Annotated in this window: 19 protein-coding genes; 12 read left to right on the top strand and 7 right to left on the bottom strand. The window is 34.2% G+C overall.

Annotation, left to right across the window (positions count from 1 at the left end; all coding sequences use genetic code 11):
* Nucleotides 1–93: 93 nt before the first annotated feature.
* The 6 genes from ACFFLS_RS05080 to ACFFLS_RS05105 all read left to right on the top strand — a co-directional run bounded on the left by ACFFLS_RS05080 (nt 94) and on the right by ACFFLS_RS05105 (nt 5,563).
* Nucleotides 94–1,014: a hypothetical protein gene (locus ACFFLS_RS05080; RefSeq protein WP_379684116.1), complete on the top strand. Its 921-nt coding sequence runs from the start codon at nt 94–96 to the stop codon at nt 1,012–1,014.
* 1 nt (nt 1,015) lies between these two features.
* Complete coding sequence (locus ACFFLS_RS05085) at nt 1,016–1,558, top strand: hypothetical protein (protein ID WP_379684117.1); 543 nt, start codon at nt 1,016–1,018, stop codon at nt 1,556–1,558.
* A 214-nt stretch (nt 1,559–1,772) separates the two neighbouring features.
* Nucleotides 1,773–2,012: a FeoA family protein gene (locus ACFFLS_RS05090; protein ID WP_179003838.1), complete on the top strand. Its 240-nt coding sequence runs from the start codon at nt 1,773–1,775 to the stop codon at nt 2,010–2,012.
* Nucleotides 2,012–4,111 (top strand): ferrous iron transport protein B, encoded by a 2,100-nt coding sequence (feoB, locus tag ACFFLS_RS05095; RefSeq protein WP_379684118.1) that lies wholly within the window; start codon nt 2,012–2,014, stop codon nt 4,109–4,111. Before ACFFLS_RS05090 ends, feoB begins: the two co-directional genes overlap by 1 nt.
* 6 nt (nt 4,112–4,117) lie before the next feature.
* On the top strand, nt 4,118–4,243 hold the full coding sequence (locus ACFFLS_RS05100; protein WP_379684119.1) for a FeoB-associated Cys-rich membrane protein: 126 nt from the start codon (nt 4,118–4,120) through the stop codon (nt 4,241–4,243).
* Nucleotides 4,244–4,681: 438 nt separating this feature from the next.
* Nucleotides 4,682–5,563 carry a DUF4349 domain-containing protein gene (locus tag ACFFLS_RS05105; RefSeq protein ID WP_379684120.1) on the top strand — a complete coding sequence of 294 codons (882 nt, stop codon included), beginning with the start codon at nt 4,682–4,684 and terminating at the stop codon, nt 5,561–5,563.
* 77 nt (nt 5,564–5,640) lie between these two features.
* On the opposite strand, the gene ACFFLS_RS05110 is transcribed toward ACFFLS_RS05105, so the two are convergent.
* From ACFFLS_RS05110 to ACFFLS_RS05120, 3 genes are all read right to left on the bottom strand, one after another.
* Nucleotides 5,641–6,294 (bottom strand): HD domain-containing protein, encoded by a 654-nt coding sequence (locus ACFFLS_RS05110; RefSeq protein WP_379684121.1) that lies wholly within the window; start codon nt 6,292–6,294, stop codon nt 5,641–5,643.
* A gap of 266 nt (nt 6,295–6,560) precedes the next feature.
* Entirely contained in the window at nt 6,561–7,553 is a 993-nt protein-coding gene (locus ACFFLS_RS05115; protein WP_379684122.1) for an acyl-ACP desaturase, read from the bottom strand.
* A 45-nt stretch (nt 7,554–7,598) separates the two neighbouring features.
* Nucleotides 7,599–8,345: a lysophospholipid acyltransferase family protein gene (locus ACFFLS_RS05120; RefSeq protein WP_379684123.1), complete on the bottom strand. Its 747-nt coding sequence runs from the start codon at nt 8,343–8,345 to the stop codon at nt 7,599–7,601.
* Nucleotides 8,346–10,442: 2,097 nt separating this feature from the next.
* On the opposite strand from ACFFLS_RS05120, the gene rnpA reads away from it, so the two are divergent.
* The 4 genes from rnpA (at nt 10,443) to ACFFLS_RS05140 (ending at nt 14,198) form a co-directional block, all read left to right on the top strand.
* Nucleotides 10,443–10,847: a ribonuclease P protein component gene (gene rnpA / locus ACFFLS_RS05125; protein WP_379684124.1), complete on the top strand. Its 405-nt coding sequence runs from the start codon at nt 10,443–10,445 to the stop codon at nt 10,845–10,847.
* Between the two features lie 70 nt (nt 10,848–10,917).
* On the top strand, nt 10,918–11,751 hold the full coding sequence (locus tag ACFFLS_RS05130) for a DUF4349 domain-containing protein (protein ID WP_379684125.1): 834 nt from the start codon (nt 10,918–10,920) through the stop codon (nt 11,749–11,751).
* Nucleotides 11,752–11,753: 2 nt separating this feature from the next.
* A complete protein-coding gene (locus ACFFLS_RS05135; RefSeq protein WP_379684126.1) occupies nt 11,754–13,391 on the top strand; it encodes a S41 family peptidase in 1,638 nt (545 codons plus the stop codon).
* Nucleotides 13,392–13,394: 3 nt separating this feature from the next.
* Nucleotides 13,395–14,198 (top strand): OmpA family protein, encoded by an 804-nt coding sequence (locus ACFFLS_RS05140; RefSeq protein WP_379684127.1) that lies wholly within the window; start codon nt 13,395–13,397, stop codon nt 14,196–14,198.
* A gap of 379 nt (nt 14,199–14,577) precedes the next feature.
* Here ACFFLS_RS05140 and ACFFLS_RS05145 read toward each other — a convergent pair whose 3' ends face one another.
* Nucleotides 14,578–14,943: a hypothetical protein gene (locus ACFFLS_RS05145; RefSeq protein ID WP_379684128.1), complete on the bottom strand. Its 366-nt coding sequence runs from the start codon at nt 14,941–14,943 to the stop codon at nt 14,578–14,580.
* Between the two features lie 334 nt (nt 14,944–15,277).
* Between ACFFLS_RS05145 and ACFFLS_RS05150 the strand changes: the two genes are divergently transcribed.
* On the top strand, nt 15,278–16,825 hold the full coding sequence (locus ACFFLS_RS05150; RefSeq protein WP_379684130.1) for a tail fiber domain-containing protein: 1,548 nt from the start codon (nt 15,278–15,280) through the stop codon (nt 16,823–16,825).
* Between the two features lie 166 nt (nt 16,826–16,991).
* Nucleotides 16,992–17,333 (top strand): helix-turn-helix domain-containing protein, encoded by a 342-nt coding sequence (locus ACFFLS_RS05155; protein ID WP_379684131.1) that lies wholly within the window; start codon nt 16,992–16,994, stop codon nt 17,331–17,333.
* 237 nt (nt 17,334–17,570) lie between these two features.
* On the opposite strand, the gene ACFFLS_RS05160 is transcribed toward ACFFLS_RS05155, so the two are convergent.
* From ACFFLS_RS05160 to ACFFLS_RS05170, 3 genes are all read right to left on the bottom strand, one after another.
* Nucleotides 17,571–18,209, bottom strand: coding sequence for a DUF1579 domain-containing protein (locus ACFFLS_RS05160; protein WP_379684132.1), 639 nt, complete (start codon nt 18,207–18,209; stop codon nt 17,571–17,573).
* 825 nt (nt 18,210–19,034) lie between these two features.
* On the bottom strand, nt 19,035–20,003 hold the full coding sequence (locus ACFFLS_RS05165; protein WP_379684133.1) for a DUF4837 family protein: 969 nt from the start codon (nt 20,001–20,003) through the stop codon (nt 19,035–19,037).
* 46 nt (nt 20,004–20,049) lie between these two features.
* Nucleotides 20,050–21,864 (bottom strand): lytic transglycosylase, encoded by a 1,815-nt coding sequence (locus ACFFLS_RS05170; RefSeq protein ID WP_379689205.1) that lies wholly within the window; start codon nt 21,862–21,864, stop codon nt 20,050–20,052.
* Nucleotides 21,865–21,979 lie beyond the last annotated feature (115 nt).

Here is a 21,979-nt window from a genome sequence, read left to right on the forward strand (position 1 = left end):
TTCTACTTACTGCAAAGTTTTTTAGTACATTTACAGTCGTTTTTCAGTACAGAAAATGACTTGAAAAACTAATTTTGAAACGAAAAATCATAAATGACAGAATTAGAACATTTCCTTCGATTGAAAGAGAAAGTGCTTTTGAAATATCAAGAGCATTATCCTTTTTTTAATGGAAATTGGAAGAGTTTTAGTTCTCAGGATATCTTAAATCTGATTGATTTAATCGAAAAAAACTGCAAACAAAGCATTAGCGAAAAATGGGTTTACACGCATTTAAAACCCGAAACAAATACTAAAATTCCGCGACGGGATATGCTAAATATTCTATGTGAATTTGTGGGATTTTCGAGTTGGGATGAGTTTGTTTTTATAAGAAAAAATACTGACTCAAATGAGATTGAAAAACCGAATAAATTCAAAAAATATAAATTATTATCAATCGCCTTATTTGTTTTGCTCTTGATTGCATTGTTTGTGTTTTACAAAAATCATGAGACTACCAAAACAATAGAATTGAAAAATGAATTTACAAATGAAAAAGTCAAAAGCGATGAAGTCAAAGTTTTTCAGGTAAAAAATGATGTAAAAGAAGAACTTCCTGTAAAAGAAGGCAACATTGAAATTGATAATGATTCCAAAAAAAAATCAAAACTGATTATTCAAAGTCCATTTTACAAATCCAAAACAATTGATTTAAATTCTCAAGAAGCCACCTCAACTCAAACTAAAAAAATAGAATTAAAACCAGATGATTACGCTATGATGCTTAAAGCGTTTATGCTTTCGGATATTAAAGACTGGCAAACCCGAAAAGAACAATTGAATAGTATCTTATCTGATAATTTGGAAGTCATTGTAATGTTAAAAAATGATTTGGGTGCTGAATATTTTGATAAAGAGGAATTTTCGCAGAAGTTGATTATTCCAACGGCATCCATCAAGAAAATGAAAATTATTGAAATTAAAAAAAGTGATGATGATAAAATTCAATTTATCAGAATTAAACAGGAATAAAATGATTAAGCAACTCTTATGTTTTGGTCTACTTTTTTTTAGCTTCACAATTGAGGCTCAAAGTTCTATGGGTGAAAGAAGAGTAACTCTTGACAAACAATTTTCTATTGACGTTTTGAATGCTTATCAGGAAAATTCAAAATCAAAAATTGAAGATTTGTTTTCTTATTTTCAAATGCTGACTGACGTAAATCTAGACAATCAATTAAAATCTCAAATTGCTAAAAATATTTATTCACTATATAAAAATGAAAATGAACTGGTTATAGATTTTACTTCCAATAATTTTGAAAAAATCCCTTTAAAACAATTCATCCAAAAACTATCGAATTCTCATTCTATCTTTTTTAAAGTTTCAGATGAAGCCCAATACAATTCTGTTGCATACAACTTTTGGAAAACAAACTATACAATTTCCATAACCAAAGCCGGAACTACAGCACGACAAAAAGTTATTCAAAAGGTTTATTTTGATGAAAAGAATAAAAATTTCGGCTCAAATAACAAATTCGTTTATGAAACGCATTTGGGCGAAATGGAATGAAATATTGTTAGCGAATGCGATTTACTCTAAACGGCTTGAATCCAAATCAATTATTAATCACGTTTTTAACTAAAAATCATTAGTAAAAACGGTTCCCACATTAAAGTTTTATATTCACTTCATTTTCGTTAAAGTAAGTACAAAAACAGCTATTCTTACTCGTATTATTAATTATATATAGTATTTTTGCAATCTAAATTCAATCTAAATAAGCTTGCAAAATACAATCCACACTCTGAAAAAAGGCGAGAAAGCCATTATCAAAGATTTTGATATCGATCTTATTCCACTGAAATTATTAGAAATGGGTTGTCTCCCTGGCAGCGTAGTTGAATTACTGCAGATTGCTCCTTTCGGAGATCCATTGTATTTGGACATAAACGGTTCGCATGTTGCGATACGTATTGAAACGGCTCGCGAAATTGAAGTTGAACTTATTCAAAACAATTTATAATGAGTGTTCAAAATATAAATGTCGCCCTTATCGGAAATCCGAATACCGGAAAAACTTCTGTCTTCAATCAGCTTACAGGTTTAAATCAACAAGTTGGAAATTATCCCGGAATAACGGTGGAGAAAAAAATGGGGTTTTGCAAACTGCCCCAAAATATCAAAGCTAATATTCTAGACTTACCTGGAACATACAGTTTAAATGCCAGTTCGATGGACGAAAGTGTGGTTATTGAACTTTTGCTGAACAAAAACGACAAACTATATCCAGATGTTGCCGTTGTGGTAACTGATGTTGAAAACCTGAAAAGAAATTTACTGATTTACACTCAAATCAAAGATCTTGAAATTCCAACCATATTGGTCATCAACATGTCTGACCAAATGGAAAGAAAAGGAATTAGTTTAGATATTCCTTATTTGGAAGAAAAGCTGAAAACCAAAATTGCATTGGTCAGTTCTCGCAAAGGTCATGGAATCGAAGAGTTGAAAGAGCTTATTGTTTCTTATAAAACCATAACGCATGAGCCTTGTCTGAATGCTTCTGTAATTGATCCTGAATATTTTGAAAAGTTACAGCACGCTTTTCCAAACCAATTAATGTACAAATTGTGGTTGGTTATCACGCAGGATGTCAATTTTTCAAATTTGGACCGAAATGAAATCAGAAACACTTTTACCAAATCAAATTCAGAATTAAAACGTCTGCAGCAAAAAGAAACCATCAAAAGATATCAGTTTATCAATGATGTTTTGAAAGAAGGATTAAAAGTGGATGCTTCGATGGCAAAAGATATGCGTGCCAAACTAGACCGTATCTTGACGCACAAAATCTGGGGTTACGCTATTTTCTTTGCTATTTTATTTCTGATATTCCAGTCAATTTTCAGCTGGTCTGCCATTCCGATGGATTTTATCGATAGCACTTTTGCTTCGTTAAGCAGTTGGGCAGCAGAAAAACTTCCAAGCGGAATTCTTACCGATTTACTTTCGCAAGGAATTATTCCGGGAATTGGCGGGGTAATTATTTTCATTCCGCAGATTGCCTTTTTGTTCCTTTTCATTTCCATTCTGGAAGAAAGCGGTTATATGAGCCGTGTTGTTTTCTTGATGGATAAAATCATGCGCCGTTTCGGACTTTCTGGAAAAAGCGTTGTGCCTCTGATTTCGGGAACTGCATGTGCGATTCCGGCAATTATGGCAACTCGAAATATCGAAAACTGGAAAGAACGCCTTATTACAATTTTGGTAACACCATTCACAACTTGTTCTGCAAGATTACCGGTTTATGCCATTATCATTTCGCTCGTAATTCCGAGTAAACGTGTTTTCGGCGTTTTAAATCTTCAAGGATTAACCTTAATGTCACTTTATGTTTTAGGATTCTTTGCCGCAATTCTTTCTGCTTATATTTTGAATAAAGTTTTAAAACTGGAATCAAAAACGTACTTCGTTGTGGAAATGCCAAGTTATAAAATGCCTCTTTTCAAAAACGTTGGAATCAATGTTGTTGAAAAGACAAAAGCATTTATTGTTGGTGCGGGAAAAATTATCTTAGCAATATCGGTTATCTTATGGTTCTTAGCTTCTTACGGACCTGGCAAAGAATTTAACGATGCCGAAAACATCGTAAAAGAAAGATTTGCCAATACTACTTTGGATGAAACTCAGTTTGAAAACGAAGTGAACTCTCAAAAACTGGAAAACTCCTATATTGGTTTAATGGGAAGAGCCATCGAACCAGCAATTCGACCTTTGGGTTATGATTGGAAAATCGGAATCGCTTTGATCAGTTCGTTTGCTGCCCGTGAAGTTTTCGTTGGAACATTAGCCACCATTTACAGCGTTGGAGACACTGATAACGAATCGACCATAAAAAGCAAAATGCAAGCAGAAGTTCGTTCAGATACAGGTGGAAAAGTATTTGATTTTCCGACAGGAATTTCATTACTGCTATTTTATGCTTTTGCCATGCAGTGCGCCAGTACATTGGCGATTACCAAAAAAGAAACCAATACTTGGAAATGGCCAGCAATGCAATTGGGCCTAATGAGTGCATTGGCTTATTTTACCGCATTAATTGCCTATCAACTTTTAAAATAATAAATTATGTTTCAGCAGATTATAGCTTTTGCCATATTAGGATTTGCAGTCGCTTTTTTAGTCAAAAAATTCTTTTGGAAATCTAAAAAGAAAAAAGACTGCGGTGGCGGTACTGATTGCGGATGCAGTTAATTTGTTCTGAAACAGTTATAGCTACAAATGCTTCTTGGAAATTTGAAATTTCTAAGAAGCATTTTCTTTTCGCTTTCGCGGAAACAAAAAATCTTATGTTGATACTTAAAAAATTTTTAGTGGCTTTTTTTTACTTAAACCCCTCCTATTTTTGACAAATTTTAAAAATTGTAATCATGTCAGACTTAAAAAAAATGGAGATTGTCAGAGATAATAGAGTAACGCGCCTTTTGTGGTTTACAATTGGCTTCTTGTCTGCTGTAGTTGTGGTTTATTTTATGATGAAGAAATAGACTAAGCTCATAAACAGTCATTATTAATTGCAATGAAAGCAATAAGGAAAGAAACAAATTTTAATACGTATTTTTTTAAATCTGTATTAAAATTTTTCTATTTTCACTTCAAATTTCTCTCTTAATAATAAAACAAACTGAATTTATGGCAAGTAATTTTAAAACAAGATTTTGGAAACTAGGCAAATGGTCTTTGGGTATTTTTATACTGCTTTTTGCTTTTAGACTTTTATACGGCTACGTTGCACAAGATTCAACTTCTAGCAACGACTACAGCGACAATTTTTTTGGAAGCATAGATAACCTACGAAAAAATTACGCCTCAGAAAAAGTTGTGATGAAAGGCGATGTCCAAGCGGCATCCAATATAGCGTCTAGTCAAAAATTTGAAAAAACAGCCTCTATAAAATCCAAAACTTCTGAATTTGAAAAGGATGAAAATATAATCAAACAGAAGACAAAATCTTATAATGCCATTATTCAGTATGAACAAAATCTTGGACAAAAAGGCAACAGGCAAATTCATTTACTTATTGGAATAAATCCTGCAAAATTTGACCAATTTTATCTAGAACTGCAAAAAATTGGGGTTCTAAAAGCCACAGAAGTTACCAAAGTCGATAAAACAAACGAATATCGTCAATTGAATGCAAAAAAGATTTCGATTGAAAAGATGCTCGCGTCATTAAATGAACTGAAATCGAAAGGCGGTCAGATTGAAGACTTCATTTCTTTAAACAATAAAATCTTAGAAGTCGAAGAACAATTACAAGGATTGGGAGTTGAATTAGGTAATTTCAACACTGAAAATGAATTCTGTACCATACGATTTTCAATGTATGAAGGAGCAACAGAAAAAAGCATCAGCTTTATCCACAGAACTAAAGTTGCATTGGAGTGGAGCATAAAATATTTCGCTATAATCGTAATTACTTCTCTCTTCTTGTCGTTGACATTGTTTATATTGCTTTTAATTGTAGACAAATTACAAATCATCAACGCAATTGCTAAAAAATTAAACAACTAAAATTTTAACTATTCTTAAAACAAAAAACGACTCAAATTTGAGTCGTTTTTTATTCTTAGAAAGATTTTTACGTGACGTTACTTCAATCCATCCCATTCAGCATAAAACTGAGACAGAAATAATTCCATAAACTGATGTCTTTGAGCCGCAATTTCTTTTCCTTTTTCAGTGTTCATTTTATCTTTTAGAAGCAACAGCTTTTCGTAGAAATGATTGATGGTCGGAGCATTGTTCTTTTTATACTCCTCTTTTGTCATATTGGTTACCGGAGCAATCTCTGGATTGTAAAGCGCTCGGTTCTTAAATCCGCCATAATTGAAAGCTCTTGCAACACCAATCGCACCAATTGCATCCAAGCGGTCAGCATCCTGAACAATATCCAATTCGACAGATGAAAACTTCTTCTCAAAATTTCCGCCTTTATAAGAGATATTTTCAATGATATTGACAACATGAAGGATAATCTCCTCAGAAACGTTTTCAGCCTCTAAAAACAAGCGAGCTGTCTTTGGACCGATAGTTTCATCGCCATTATGAAATTTACTGTCTGCAATGTCGTGCAATAAAGCTCCCAATTGTACAACTGTAAGATCACATTCTGTTCCGTCTGCAATCAGCAATGCGTTTTTGTAAACACGTTCAATATGAAACCAATCATGTCCGCCTTCGGCATCATTTAGCTTTTCTTTTACAAAAGCAATAGTTTTAATAATCAGTTCTGAAGCACTCATACAGAAGTTTTTACAATTTAAAAAAAAGTTGATTGTCAAAGATTTCAAAATCTTCAACAATCAACAGGTGTATTTTTATTTTTATTAATGCAACATTGTTGCTGTGTGGTAAATTCTAAAAAATCTAAAATCCCAAATCCCAAATTCCAAATTCCAAAATCTAAATTCCAAAATCTAAATTCCAAGATTCAAATTCCAAGATTCAAATTCCAAGATTCAAATTCCAAAATCCAAATTCCAAAATCTAAGATCTAAATTCTAAAATTTTACAATCTAGCTGGTTCTACCCATTTAAAGATATGCGATTCTTTTGGAATTACAATTCTCTCGGAGATTTTAGCCATTCTTGCTGGCAATTTCATTAAATAATCACGTGCCTTTTCTGCTTCATCGGTCAAATTAGAGACTTTGTCAATCTCCCATTTGTTTATTAATTTCTGCATGATATCGACATAATCCGTTGCGGTATACACTCCGATACGTTGTGCAGAATCTGAGAACTGCTCAAACGCCGTACTTATTTTTTGACCCGATTCTCTTAAAAAGTGAGCCGGCATAACGATTTTCTGCTTCATCATGTATTGAAAAGCCAACATCATTTCGCTTGGATCAACTTGGAAAATTCTTGTAACGAATTCGCTGTATGCATGGTGATGACGCATTTCGTCACCTGCAATCATTTTACACATTTTAGACAACTTGTTATCGCCAAATTTCTTTGCAATCTGCGATACTCTATTGTGAGAAACATAAGTTGCTAATTCCTGAAAACTAGTATATACAAAGTTTTTGTATGGGTCACTTCCAGTTCCAATATCAAAACCGTCGTTGATCAAATGCTGTGTAGTCATTTCGATTTCACGCATATTCACACGACCAGACAAATACAAGTATTTATTCAAAAGATCTCCATGTCGGTTTTCTTCACCAGTCCATTGGCGGATCCATTTTGACCAACCGTTACCACCATTATCAACCTGATTTACTCCTTCAACATCCATCAACCAAGACTCATATGTCGGCAAAGCTTCTTCTGTAATGGTATCGCCCACAAGCGTAACCCAGAAATCATATGGCAATTCTTTAGCTATTTCGCGCAATTCTTTTACCTCTTCAAAGAAATTCTCTCCTTCAGAATTTGGTAAAAAATCAGACGGCTGCCAAATCTTTTCCACCGGGATTAAATACTGTTCAACGAAGCTATCCACGTTTTTTTCCAAAAACTGCATTACTTCTAATCTAATGTTTTTTATAGACATTACTTATTTTAAATTTGGGTCTTACGTTTCAGCTCGGACTAAAACTTAAACCTGTTTATACTCATTTATTCCTTCTTTCACTGTTTTTTCTGTAATTTCCATCAGTTCTTCAAACTTATAATCTTTTACAGCCAACGCTTTGTGGGCGGTAAAAGTTAAGCTGTTTCCTAAACCAACCGGAAACATTCCAAAACGCACAATCTTCCATGAATTATTGATGCTTACCGGCACAACATACGCTGAAGGCGCATATTTGCATAAGATTTTCAAGCCGCTTTGTGCGAACTCTTTTGGTTTACCTGTTTTGCTTCGGGTTCCTTCCGGAAAAATTACTGCAGATCTAGTATTTTTTTCTATATATTCAGACAAGCCTTTGATTACTGGAATCGCTTGTTTAGGGTCTTTTCGGTCAATTAGCACAGAGCCACCGTGGCGTAAATTAAACGAAACACTCGGTATACCTTTGCCTAATTCCTTCTTACTTACAAATTTACAATGAAAACGTCTAAAATACCAAATCATTGCCACGATATCGTACATACTTTGGTGATTGGCAACAAAAATGATGGGAGCGCCTTTCGGAATTCCGTCAACACCGCTAACTTTATAAGTGGTTCCAATAAGGTTGGTGCATTTCAAAAGACAGAAATTTAGATAGTCAACACTCTTCTTGTGTGCTTGATAACCAAACAAATTTAAGCATATCCATTGTATCGGATGAAAAACCGCCAGACACAAACCAAATAACAAATAATAAATTACGGATATTGGATACGAAATTATTTTTTCCATGCTTAAAAAATTAATGCGCAAAAGTAGTAAATATATTTTTAGACTTATTAAAATTGGGAACAAACACTGTTTTTATGGTTTAATTGTTCCTTTGCATCAGAAATTGCAAATCTTTTCTGAGTTAAATCGGCTTAACTACTTCTGCAGAGAATGAAATTTTCGCAAATTATTTTTTGAAGAAATCAGATCTGATTCTACAATAATCGCATTTATTAAAACATAACCCGAGGTTTTAAATTCGGGAGACACAGATTGTCGACAATGATTGCGTTCCAATGGTTGAAAACATTGGCTATGTTTTTTTATGAGATCTTGATTTTCGCTAGAAAAATTTTAACCGCAAATTGCACAAATTTTCGCAAACTAAACCGAGGTTTCAATCTTTGGAGGCACAGATTGTCGACAATCATTGCGTTCCAATGGTCGAAACCATTGGCTATGTTTTTTTTATGAGATTCTGAATTATCTCTAGAAAAATTTTAACCGCAAATTGCACAAATTAGCACAAATTATTTTTTGAAGAAATCAGATCTGATTCAACAATAATCGCATTTTATTAAACATAACCCGAGGTTTCAACCTCGGGAGACACAGATTGACGACAATCATTGCGTTCCAATGGTTGAAACCATTGGCTATGTTTTTTTATGGAATCTTGATTTTCGCTAGAAAAATTTTAACCGCAAATTGCACAAATTTTCGCAAACTATTTTTCGAAGAAATCAAATCTGATTCTACAATAATCGCATTTTATCAAACATAACCCGAGGTTTCAACCTCGGGAGACAAAGATTGTCGACAATGATTGCGTTCCAATGGTTGAAACCATTGGCTATGTTTTTTTATCAGATCTTGATTTTCTCTAGAAAAATTTTAACCGCAAATTGCACAAATTTTCGCAAATTATTTTTTGAAGAAATCAGATCTGATTCTACAATAATCGCATTTATTAAAACATAACCCGAGGTTTCAACCTCGGGAGACAAAGATTGACGACAATAATTGCGTTCCAATGGTTGAAACCATTGGCTATGTTTTTTTATGAAATTCTGAATTATCTCTAGAAAAATTTTAACCGCAAATTGCACAAATTAGCACAAATTAACCCGAAGTTTCAATCTTTGGAGACACAGATTGTCGACAATCATTGCGTTCCAATGGTTGAAACCATTGGCTATGTTTTTTTTATGAGATCTTGATTTTCGCTAGAAAAATTTTAACCGCAAATTGCACAAATTTTCGCAAACTATTTTTTGAAGAAATCAAATCTGATTCTACAATAATCGCATTTTATTAAACATAACCCGAGGTTTCAACCTCGGGAGGCACAGATTGACAACAATGATTGCGTTCCAATGGTTGTAACCATTGGCTATGTTTTTTTATCAGATCTTGATTTTCTCTAGAAAAATTTTAACCGCAAATTGCACAAATTTTCGCAAACTATTTTTTGAAGAAATCAGATCTGATTCAACAATAATCGCATTTATTAAAACATAACCAGAGGTTTCAACCTCGGGAGACACAGATTGACGACAATCATTGCGTTCCAATGGTTGAAACCATTGGCTATGTTTTTTTTATGAGATTCTGAATTATCTCTAGAAAAATTTTAACCACAAATTGCACAAATTTTCGCAAATTAAACCGAGGTTTTAACCTCGGGAGACAAAGATTGACGACAATCATTGCGTTCCAATGGTTGAAAACATTGGCTATGTTTTTTTATGATATCTTGATTTTCTCTAGAAAAATTTTAACCACAAATTGCACAAATTTTCACAAATTATTAAAATGCTTTTAATCCTAATGATCTATAAGAATGTACTTTAACACTACGTTCTGATAATTGAAGTATTGCTGTCTAGAGAGAATATATAGCTACAACATAATTTGCGCTAATTTGTGTAATTTGCGGTCAACAACTTCCTAAAAGCTAAAAATATTTTTCAAATTATATCGGCAAAAACAGCTGAATAGATTTATACTTAAATGAAATTTTCTGGATTGGTTCAAAAAGAATATGTTTTAAATCATTTTGTTTTAAAATCTCAATTGTACCTTTGTCCCTCAATTTGCAAATCTTTTCTGAACGAAATGAACTTTACATACCCTAAAAACGAGCGCTTAAAAAGCAGAACGGAGATTGGATTACTGTTTTCTGAAGGAAAATCGGTATCAAAATATCCGCTTCGTTTGGTTTACCGTCAAGTGGAAGCGAATTCAGAAGAACAGACCAAAATTGGTGTTTCGGTTTCGAAGAAATATTTCAAAAAAGCCGTTGACCGCAATTACTTTAAAAGAGTTTTAAGAGAAACGTATCGTTTGAACAAACAACTGCTTTGGGACAATCTGGATCAGCCGTATTCGATTATGCTTTTTTACCAAAGCAAAGACCGTTTGTCTTACGAAGAAATCAATACCAAAACGATTCAATTGTTTGAGAAATTTGCAGCTCAGATAAACAAAACACCAAATTCTGAACAGAAAACCGAAGCATAAATTTCAAAACGTAAGATATTTAATCAGATTAGACAAAAAAATCGTAGTTTTAGCTCTAAATCGAAATTTTATGAGGTCTATTTTTTCTTTATTTCTTTTTCTTTTAATTCTTTCGGGTTGCAATCAATCTCCAGAATCGGTATCAGACATGGCTATCGCCACGGTTAAACTTCCTCCAAAAAGTAAGTCGGAAGTTTATGATAAAAAAGATGCGCCACCTCCTCCTCCAGAGGCCAATGAACAAGTGGAGCAGAAAATTATTAAAGAAGCGACCTTAAGATTCGAAACTGATGATCTTGAAAACACTTTCACTCAAATTCAAAATGCAGTTTCAAACAACAAAGCAAGAATCATAAACGATTCTGAAGGAAAAGATTATGGTACTATTTACAGAAACCTTACTGTAAAAATACCAAGTCAGAATTTTGACCGTTTTATCAATGATATTTCCAAAGGTGTTTCTTATTTTGAAGTAAAAAACATTTCTGCTGAAGACGTTACAGAACAATTTATTGATCTGACGTCAAGACTAAAAACAAAGAAAAAACTCGAAGAACGTTATCTTGAAATTTTAAAGAAAGCAAACAAAGTCAGCGAGATTTTAGAAATTGAAAAACAGATTTCAGCCATTCGCGAAGAAATAGAAGCAAAAGAAGGACAGCTTAAATATTTGGAAAGCCGCGTTTCTGAAAGTACAATCACAATAGAATTTTATAAAACAGTTGCCGAAAAAGAAGGCATTAAAATATCATATGGTTCTAAACTTTGGAATGCCGTTAAGTCGGGATTTTTCAGTTTGTCTGATTTTTTAATTTCATTGATCAGCATTTGGCCGTTTGTCGTTATATTTTTTGTATTAGCCTATTTTATTAGAAAAAGATTTAAAAGAAGAAAAAAAGAATAATCATGTATCCGTATTTCAAAAAGAAATTTATTATACCAGTCGCTGCGGCGGGAATGTTGTTTGTTGGAACCAGTTTTAAAGAAGATTTCTTTGAAATTGCCAAACAGATCGAGATTTTCACAACCTTGTTCAAAGCTGTAAACACCAATTATGTAGACGAAACGAATCCCGGAGATTTGATGGACAAAGCCATCAAAAGCATGTTGGGAAGCCTAGATCCTTACACGGTTTATTTTAACGAACAGGACGTTGTTAATTTCAAAATCAATAATACGGGAGAATATACCGGAATTGGCGCTTTGATTTCTAGAAAAAAAGACCGTCTGATTGTTCGCGAACCTTATAAAAATTATCCTGCTGATAAAGCGGGACTAAAAGCTGGTGACGAAATCATTCAGATTGGAGATGTATTGATTGCCGATTTTAAAGACGATGCGTCTCAATTATTGAAAGGAACCAAAAACACCAAAATCACTATCAAATACTTACGCCAAGGAAAACCGAATACTACTGTTTTGACATTGGATGAAGTTGATATCAAATCGGTGCCTTTTTACGGAAAAATCGACGATAAAACAGGCTATATCGTTTTGGCGCATTTTAGCAGAAAAGCTTCCGCAGAAGTAAAAGAAGCTTTGGAAAAACTGAAAGCAGACGGCGCTAAACAAATCGTTTTAGATTTAAGAGGAAATCCGGGAGGTTTACTAAACGAAGCGATTGATATCTGCAACTTGTTTGTTCCAAAAAATGAAGTGATCGTAACGACAAAATCTAGAATCGAAAAACACAACAACACTTATAAAACGCAGAAAGAACCAATTGACACCGAAATTCCGCTTGCTATTTTAGTTAACGGGCGAAGTGCCTCTGCCTCTGAGATTGTTTCGGGAGCTTTGCAGGATCTGGATCGTGCGGTTGTTCTTGGAAGCAGAAGTTTCGGAAAAGGTCTCGTACAGCGTTCTGTTGATTTGACCTACGGAACACAGCTAAAAGTTACTATTTCGAGATATTATACGCCTTCGGGAAGATGTATCCAGGCTTTAGATTATGCACATAAAGACAAAAACGGTGTTGCACTCAAAACCGATTCTAAAAACTACAACGCTTTTAAGACCAGAAAAGGAAGAACAGTTTACGATGGCGGCGGTGTTTTGCCAGATATCGAATTGGAAGAAGCTAAAACAAGCGCAATTGCAAATGCCTTGATTAAAAATGATGGTGTTTTTGATTATGCAACAACCTACTTTTATAAAAACCCGAATTTAGGAGATAAAATTCCAACCTTGACTGATGCCGATTATACGGCTTTCAAACAATACTTAAAAACCAATAAAATCACTTTTGACACAGAAACTGAAGTGGCTCTGAAAAACACTTTAGCTGCTGCTAAAAAAGAAAAGATAGACGAGACGATTACTGCCGAATACCAACAACTTTTAAACGCTTTGGAAAAAAGCGAAACGACTTTACTGGATAAAAACCAAAAAGAGATCAAAAACATGATTTTGGAAGAGTTGATCAAAAGATACCAATACCAAGAAGGTTTGTATCAGTACTTGATCAAAAACAATTCAGAAATTAAGAGAGCAGTGAGTGTATTAAATAATCAGACAGAATATAAAACGATTTTAAAAATGTAGTGAATGAAGATAACTTTGGCCTTACTTTCTTTATTTTTTTGTACAGTATCGGCACAGCAAAAACCTGTTCAGACTCTTTATTTTGAGTTTGATAGATTTGATTTGACAAGTTCACAGAAAAAAGCTGTTGTTGATTTTATAAAAAATATAGATACTGCCAAAGTAGAATCTATTCAGATATACGGTTACTGCGACGACCGCGGTAATGACGACTATAACTTACGGCTGTCTAACAACCGGGCGACAACGATTCAGGATCTCCTGATCGAAAATGGTTTTAACCACAGCAAAATTGTTATTCTCGAAGGAAAAGGACGTGTTATCATTAGACGCGATACTGTAGAGAATTTACGTGAAACCCGTCTTAAAAACCGGCGGGTTGATTTGATTGTCGTAAAGAAAAACAGTTTCGGAAAAGAGGTTTATTCTTCTTTTAAAGACAAACTCAAGGTTGGCGACAAAATCTGTATAGAAAGTATTCTTTTTGATCTTGGAAGCGCCAAACTAACGCTGAACGCAAAAAAAGAACTCGACAAAATGGCGGTAATTCTTTTAAAAAACAAAAACATTCGATTTGAAATTAGAGGTCATGTTTGCTGCACTCCCGAAATGTACAGCGACGGAATTGACAAAGAAACAAAAGACAGAAGGCTTTCTTGGAACAGAGCAAAAATGGTTTTTAATTATTTGAGCTCTAAAAAAGTTTCTAAAAACAGAATGACTTATCAAGGATGCGGCAATAAATACCCGCTTGGTCGCGGCGATAATTTTGACCGCCGAGTTGAGTTTATCATAACAAAAGTCTAGAGGCAAATGTGTATTTATGATTCTTATTCGAAAAAAATAGCCTTAAGTTTTTCTTCAAAAGAATGTAGGTAGTTGGTTATTTATTAAGCATTTATACTTTAAAAAACACATTTCAAAAAGGAAGAGCTAAATCATTAATGAAACAAAGTTGCAATACTATTGTCATTGCAATTTATTCTTTTTTACTGCAAAATAAAAACCGCCTGAAAAAATCCAGACGGTTTTAAAAAAAGAATGGTTGGTTAGTAAACAAAATTATCATGAAATCAATTACTATCCCAAAACAACAAAAAAACCAACTATTTTATATCCACTAAAAGTTTAAAAAGTATCAGAATAAGACATTTTTAAAATCTTATTTCTTGAAAACAATTTAAACTTATTGATCATCTAATCTTGCTTCAAGATTTTCGATATATTTTTTCTGAAGCGCAATAGTATATTTTGCCTCTTCGTACAAAATCTTATAATCTGGTTCTTGAACCGAAGTTGAATTGTCATCCTCAATTTTCACTACAGTCGCCGTTTTGAGCATTTCTCCTTTTCCAGTAAGCAACCACTCAGGGTTAATGTTGGGATAAGCAAATAGAATTTTTTCAATTGAAGTACTGTTTATACCAGAATTATTAGCTATTGCTTTTCCAATCTGCCCAACCGAAAGCCCTGCCGCCACCGTAAGCATATTATTATTAATCTCCATCAAAGACATGAATTCTGCTAGTCTTTCTGTTGTTGATTTATTCATAAATTGACATGGTATTGAAAAAAAGCTACATATTTTATTTCTATTATAGAAATAAATCAATATGTTTGTATAAAATTTTACCTACAAAACAAACAAAGGTACTGTTTTAAACTAACTATACAGATGTACTAATAATATTCCTTTAGAAAAAAGAATATTTTTTTATCACAACTAAGTCACCACTACTTCGGTAATTTATTTCAAAAGCAAAGATTAATCTCAAAAAGTCATAAGGTCTTATGCAATCTATATTCGCATAATATTGCATGAGAAAAAACTTACTATTGATATAGTTTTGCAAGCTATTATAATGTTTAAGAAAAAATGATTAACAATGAGAAAAATTACATTATGGCTGATTTTAATCCAAAGCGGATTATTAATGGCACAAACCAAAACCGTAGTTTCACCTTATGGTGAAAAAATAACGATACATCCTAATGCCAATAATGGTTTAACACCAAACAATGGCAATATACAGCTGGGCGGAACGCTTACAGAGCCGAATACCACAATAACGGCTTCGGCTAACAATACGCTTTCTATAAAAGGACTGGACACCGGACAAGCAACTGACAATCTAATACTAACAGATGATGATGGTATTGTAAAAAACATTAAAGCTGCTGCTTTGCCAATGTGGTTCATAACAGGAAACGGAAATACAGATGCTGCAACCAATTTTTTAGGAACTACAGATGATGTCGATTTGGTTTTTAAAAGAAATACTATTCCATCCGGTAGATTAGGAATTAACAACACCACATTTGGTGCAAATACTTTTTCAAATGCAACTATTTCAAATGCTGTTGCTATAGGGGCAAATGCAATGAAAAATGCAACAGGTAACTATTCTGTTGCAATAGGCAATCAAACTTTGATGAATTCTACAGGATCCAGTAATACCGCAATTGGATATGCAGCGTTAAGCGATAACACATCAGGTTATACTAATACTGGTATTGCTAGGGGAGCGCTTGCAAAAAATACTACTGGTACGAGTAATACAGCAATAGGATACAATTCTCTTAACGCAAATACGACAGCCAATTTTAATACTGCAATTGGATATGTAGCACTTTCAAATAATATTGATAGCGCTGAAAACGTAGCAGTTGGTTCAAATTCTATGGTAAGCAACATTTCTAGTTCGTTTAATACGGCTGTTGGTTCTAATGCTCTAAATGCATATGCAGGTGGTACGGGAGCTACGTATAATGTAGCATTAGGGAGTAGATCACTGGGATATTTGACTGGTGGGATAAACAATGTAGCTCTAGGATCAAGATCTGGAGCTTTTTATGGAACTGGAACAACTAATAACTTAACAACCGCCGATACTTCAGTATTTATTGGCTATGTCGCAAATCCTCAAGCTAATGCGCAAACGAACCAAATAGTTATAGGTTATAATAGTGTAGGCCGAGGTTCCAATACCGTACAAATTGGGAATTCAACCATGACCAGTATTGGAGGTCAGGTTGGATGGTCTTTTCCGTCAGACGTTCGTTTGAAGAAAGACATTCAGGATAGTCCATTTGGTTTAAACTTTATTACCAAGCTACGTCCTGTAGTTTATCATATGAAAACGGGCACCACAGATTTGCAAACTGGTTTTATTGCTCAAGAAGTAGAAAAAGCGACCAACTCTTTAAACTATGATTTTAACGCCGTTGTAAAACCACAAACCAATGCAGAAAACGATTACTACAGTCTTCGCTATGCTGAGTTTGTAGTGCCGTTGGTAAAAGCGGTTCAGGAACAGCAAGCACAAATAGAGAAACAGCAAAACGAACTTGCAGCAAAAGATAACGACATTAAAAACTTAAACGACAGAGTTGCTATTCTAGAAAAGGCAATGGCTAAAATATCAAAAATGTAATTTTTTTCTGTGCAGCGCAGGCGCTCATTCTTAAAGATGCCACTTAAATTACACTTCTTTAAGAATCTGCGCTGCTTTTTTCTAGTTCTGTTATCCTTTGAAGCACTAAACTGTTGCACGTTTTACTGCTTAAACTTTAAACTCTAATGTATTAAAAGAAAGAACGATGAGTAAAGTAAAACTAACCCAAACGAGACAGGCAAAAGGCATTTCGCAAGAAGAACTGGCAGATTTAATTGGCATGACGCAATCGAACTACAGCAGAAGAGAAAACGGTCATAAAAAAATTTCCGAAGTCGAATGGGTTAGAATTGCCAAAGAACTGGGCGTTGAAAAAGATACAATCTACGAACCCGATGAAGAAACAACACCGAAACTCACAGCTGTAAAAATGCTTCAATTTAGCATTCCCAACTTTGTACTGGAGCATATCGAACTATTGAAAAAAGAAAACAAAATCTTGAAGGAAAAGCTCAAACAGTTTAAGAATCAAAATGTGAATCCGTAATTATTTCCATGGTAAAATTCCGGCGGGACAAAATAAAATAGATTCCTCCGCTGGAGCTTAATTGTATTTTGAGTGCGGTTTTTCTATACATATTATGCTTCTCCTAAGTAATTCTAAACCTTAAAAGTTTTGCCGATAACACAGTAGCTTATTTCAAGGAATTAAGTTGCTGCGCGACGGTTCTTAAAATGAAAAAACCGATTGCTTTTGCAATCGGTTTTCTTATTTACAATTGTATTACTTACGTTTCATTACAATTTCCATGCTTTTGTATTCTGTACCGTTTTTTACGTCAAACATTTCTGCTTTACGGGTGTTATCGTCAACGATTGTATAGATTTCTCTATAAGGCGTTTTTTTACCATTTACCGGATTTACGGCTTCTCCTTTGAATTCTATCTTTTTGGCATTTTCATCATATTTTCCGATAGCCACCATTATTCCAGTTCCCATATTATCGATAAAAGTAGTGGTAAATTCTTTGCTGGCATTGTTATAGCCCAGAGTGCTTTTGCCTTCAAACGGCGCTCCCATAATTGTTCCAGAATAGTTTGCTTCTTGATAACGTCCTCCCAGAATCATTTTGACATTAGCTACTGAGGATGCTTTTTCTGGTTTTGCATTGGGTTCGTACCAAAAAGTCATATCGCAATTCCATGTTCCGGTTTCGGCAGCCATAAGCTTGTGCTCGTTTCCAGGTGTTGCATATTCTTGCCATGCTTTTGCCTGTGCAGCCGAATCAACTGGTTCTTCAACTACTGGCTCTTCGGTTTTTATGCTGTCTGTTTCTGCTGCTGTGTCTTCAGTTTTTACGTCTTTTTTGCATGAAATAAAACAGAGCATTACGAATGCTAAGGTTGTGGTTATTTTTTTCATAATATTTTGTTTTTATGTTTGTTGCAAATAAAATTACGAAAAAAAAGATTTTGTTTCTGGTTTCAAGTTTTAGGTTTCAAGTTTCAGGTTTGCTATGCGAACGCATTAGTTGGAAATATCTAACGTTCCCCAAGGTTGAAACCTTGGGCTATGTTTAAAATTACAGATGAATAGAATTGGGAAGATTATAGATAAGCTGCGGTTAAAAAATTCCATTTATGAAAAGCATTTTTCAAAATATAGCCAATGGTTTCAACCATTGGTACGCAATGTCTTTACATCGCGTTAAATACAATGCGTTTCCCAAGGTTGAAACCATTGGTACGCAATGTTTTACATCGTGTTGAATATAATGCGTTTCCCAAGGTTGAAACCTTGGGCTATGTTTAAAATTACAGATGAATAGAATTGGGAAGATTGTAGATAAGCTGCGGTTAAAAATTCCATTTATGGAAAGCATTTTCAAAATATAGCCAATGGTTTCAACCATTGGTACGCAATGTCTTTACATCGCTTTAAATACAATGCGTTTCCCAAGGTTGAAACCTTGGGCTATGTTTAAAATTACAGATGAATAGAATTGGGAAGATTATAGATAAGCTGCGGTTAAAAATTCCATTTATGAAAAGCATTTTTCAAAATATAGCCAATGGTTTCAACCATTGGCACGCAATGTTTTACATCGTGTTAAATACAATGCGTTTTCCAAGGTTGAAACCTTGGGCTATGTTTTAATAAATGTGAATAGAATCGTAGATATTTCCAACTAATACGTTCGCATAGCAAACCTGAAACCTGAAACTTGAAACCTAAAACAAAAAATTTTTATCTTTTATCAATCGTAACCGATTTTATGATTGCTTCTAAGTCGAGCATAAGATCGCGTTCTTGGTTTGAAGGCGAGTAACAAAATCCCTCTATGACCAAAATACGGTTATAAACAGGATCAACAATCGCATAATTGATAAATGGACCGGTCATAAAATCGTTTTTTAATTCCCATGTACCTTTGGTTTCAAAAGCTTTTTTACCGTCAAGGATTGTAGTAGAAAAATAAGGTGCGTAGGCCTCTCCTGTAATCATTCTGGTATTGGGTTCACGGCCTTTGATATTACGGCCAATAGAATCCCTCATACGGATTACACTGTTTACAACATTGTTTTTCGTCTTAAAATTCCGAAGCGGAATCTGATAAATAAGCAGACTGGTATTACCGCTGATGATGTCTTTCTTGAGCCAAATAAAGTTCTTTTTGTGCAACATGTATTCGTAACCTGTCGGAATTTCGAGACCTATATGGAATTTATTCTTAATAACAGCTTGGTTCAAAAGCGATTTCCTGTTGTCGTCTTGAATCTTGCGGATTTCTTCATTGCGAATCATCCTGATGATTTCTGCCGAATTTAATTCGATGCTACAGATAAGATCATCTACAGATTTGGCGTAAATCCTAAACGTGTTGTGAGGTAAATTTTTGCTTCGGATGACTTCGAACTTTTCGGTTGCCGTTTTTTTAACAACAATTATGCTTCTACTATCGGTTACGAAACCTTCCAGTAATCTGGCAGGATATTGATTGATGGTAAAAAGAGGTTCTTCCTGTGTAAGGCCGAGAGCCGGCGAGGCAAATTTATTTCTAATGCTGTCTCCTACTTCACCATACCAAAGCTGGTCGTCTATAATGATAGAAATAGTGTTTGTTTTTCCAGAAACGTGCTGATTCTGCTTCTCACTTTTAAAACAAGAAACTAGCAGAAACGAAAGTAGTAGAAATAAAAAATGGGTTTTATTCATTTTTTTAATTTATGAAACAAAACCCAAATTTAAATAAGATTTTGAATTATCCGTTTATTTTAAGTTTCATTCCCGGTTTAATATCTTCATCTTTAATACCATTCCATTTTTTAATATCTGAGATTGTTACCCCAGGATATTTTTTAGAAATGCTGTATAAAGAATCTCCTTTCTTAACGTAATAATCTTCGCTAACATTCTTAGAAGTCGCTTTTTTCTTGAATGCATCAATCGAGTTTGCCGCTATTGCTGTTGTTGGAGCCGCAGGCTCTTCTATAACTATAGTCGCTTTCGAAATAATAAGCGTTTTTCCTAAACCAATATTATTTGAAGTTAAATTGTTAAGTTCTTTTAACTCCGCAATAGTCGTACCGAACTTCTTAGCAATACTGCCTAAATTGTCGCCAGCTACCACAACATAATCCATATCTACAGCTGTCGGCTTATTTTTATCGTCAGCAGAAGCAATGGCTTCTTCTCTCTTATCAGCAATTGGAGTCGTTTTAGCAGGAGTTTCATCTTCTGGTTTAATTTTCAAACTTCTTCCAACAGCAACTGCATTTGTTTTTAAATTATTCCATTTCTTGATCTCGGAAACCGAAACATTGTACTTATCTGCAATGGCTCCCAGATTATCTCCTTTTCTAACTTTATAGAACTCAAAATCTCCTGCATCTGTATTAGCTGGTTTTATTGCAGCTGGTTTAGCTTTTGGTGCATATTTTACAGCCAGTCTAGAGCTAGTCGATTTCATTTCCGAATCATACTTCGCATAAGCATAAATCTGACTTTCGTTGGAAACAAAAGTGGCAATTTTGTCTTTTGGAAGACGGATAAAATGTTGTTCATTCTGATAAAACGGAACAACATTCATTTTATAAGAAGGATTTAAAAGCTGAATCTGAGATTGTGGCATATCTAGCAAATCTGCCAACTGTTTAAAAGAGATTTGATTTTTGACACAAACAGTATCGGTTTCAAAATTCTTAACTACAGCTCTCTGCGGATTAATTCCGTGTTCTTTATGGTATTCAAAAAGATACATTGTTGCTAAGAAAGCAGGAACATATCCTTGAGTTTCTTTTGGAAGATAATTTCTGATGTCCCAGTAGCTGGTTTTTCCGCCAGAACGACGAATTGCTTTGGTTACGTTTCCTGGACCAGAATTATAAGAGGCTAAAACTAGTTCCCAGTCGCCAAAAATATTGAACATTTTGTTCATGTAGTCCGAACACGCAGCTGTAGCTTTAAGAGGATCGCTTCTTTCGTCGATGTAAGAATCGATTTTTAGAGCGTACTGTTTACCCGTTCCGTACATAAACTGCCACAGTCCTGTGGCGCCCATTTTAGAAACTGCTTTAGGATTTAAAGCAGATTCTACAACGGCTAAATATTTTATTTCCAAAGGAATGTTTTGTCTTGCAAAAGTTTCCTCGAAGATTGGGAAATAATATTCTGATAAGGCCATTAATCGAGAGAACGATTTTTTACGATTCTTGAGAAATGACTTAATTACATTTTCTAAACCTTGATTGTATTCGATTTCGAAAGGTGATTTCCCGTTCATCGCTGCCAGACGCTGTTTCAGCAATTCTGTCGGCAGTTCCTGATCAACAGTTACATCCTTATTTATAGTTTGGATGTCTTTTGTCAGGTCGTCGTAAATATCCAGACTTACTAATTCGTTCATCCAAAGACTGTCAACTTTAGTAGCTAAATCGTCTTTTTTGAATGTACTTTTAATAGAATCAAGATAAGAAAGTTTAACAACTGGCTTACTTTCAAATTCCGCCTTTGCAGTTTCCTGCGCAAACATCGTTATTGAAAATAAAGCCGAAACCACTAATGATAATCTTTTCATTACAATCATATAACTTTTATTTAAAATTCTATAAATCAAACCATTATAGAATTGTTATTTTTGCAAACATAAGGCGTTTGTTGAAAAAAACTATGCAAAAAAATGTTAATTGTGA

This window comes from Flavobacterium procerum (assembly GCF_042431625.1).
Classification (GTDB): Bacteria; Bacteroidota; Bacteroidia; order Flavobacteriales; family Flavobacteriaceae; genus Flavobacterium; species Flavobacterium procerum.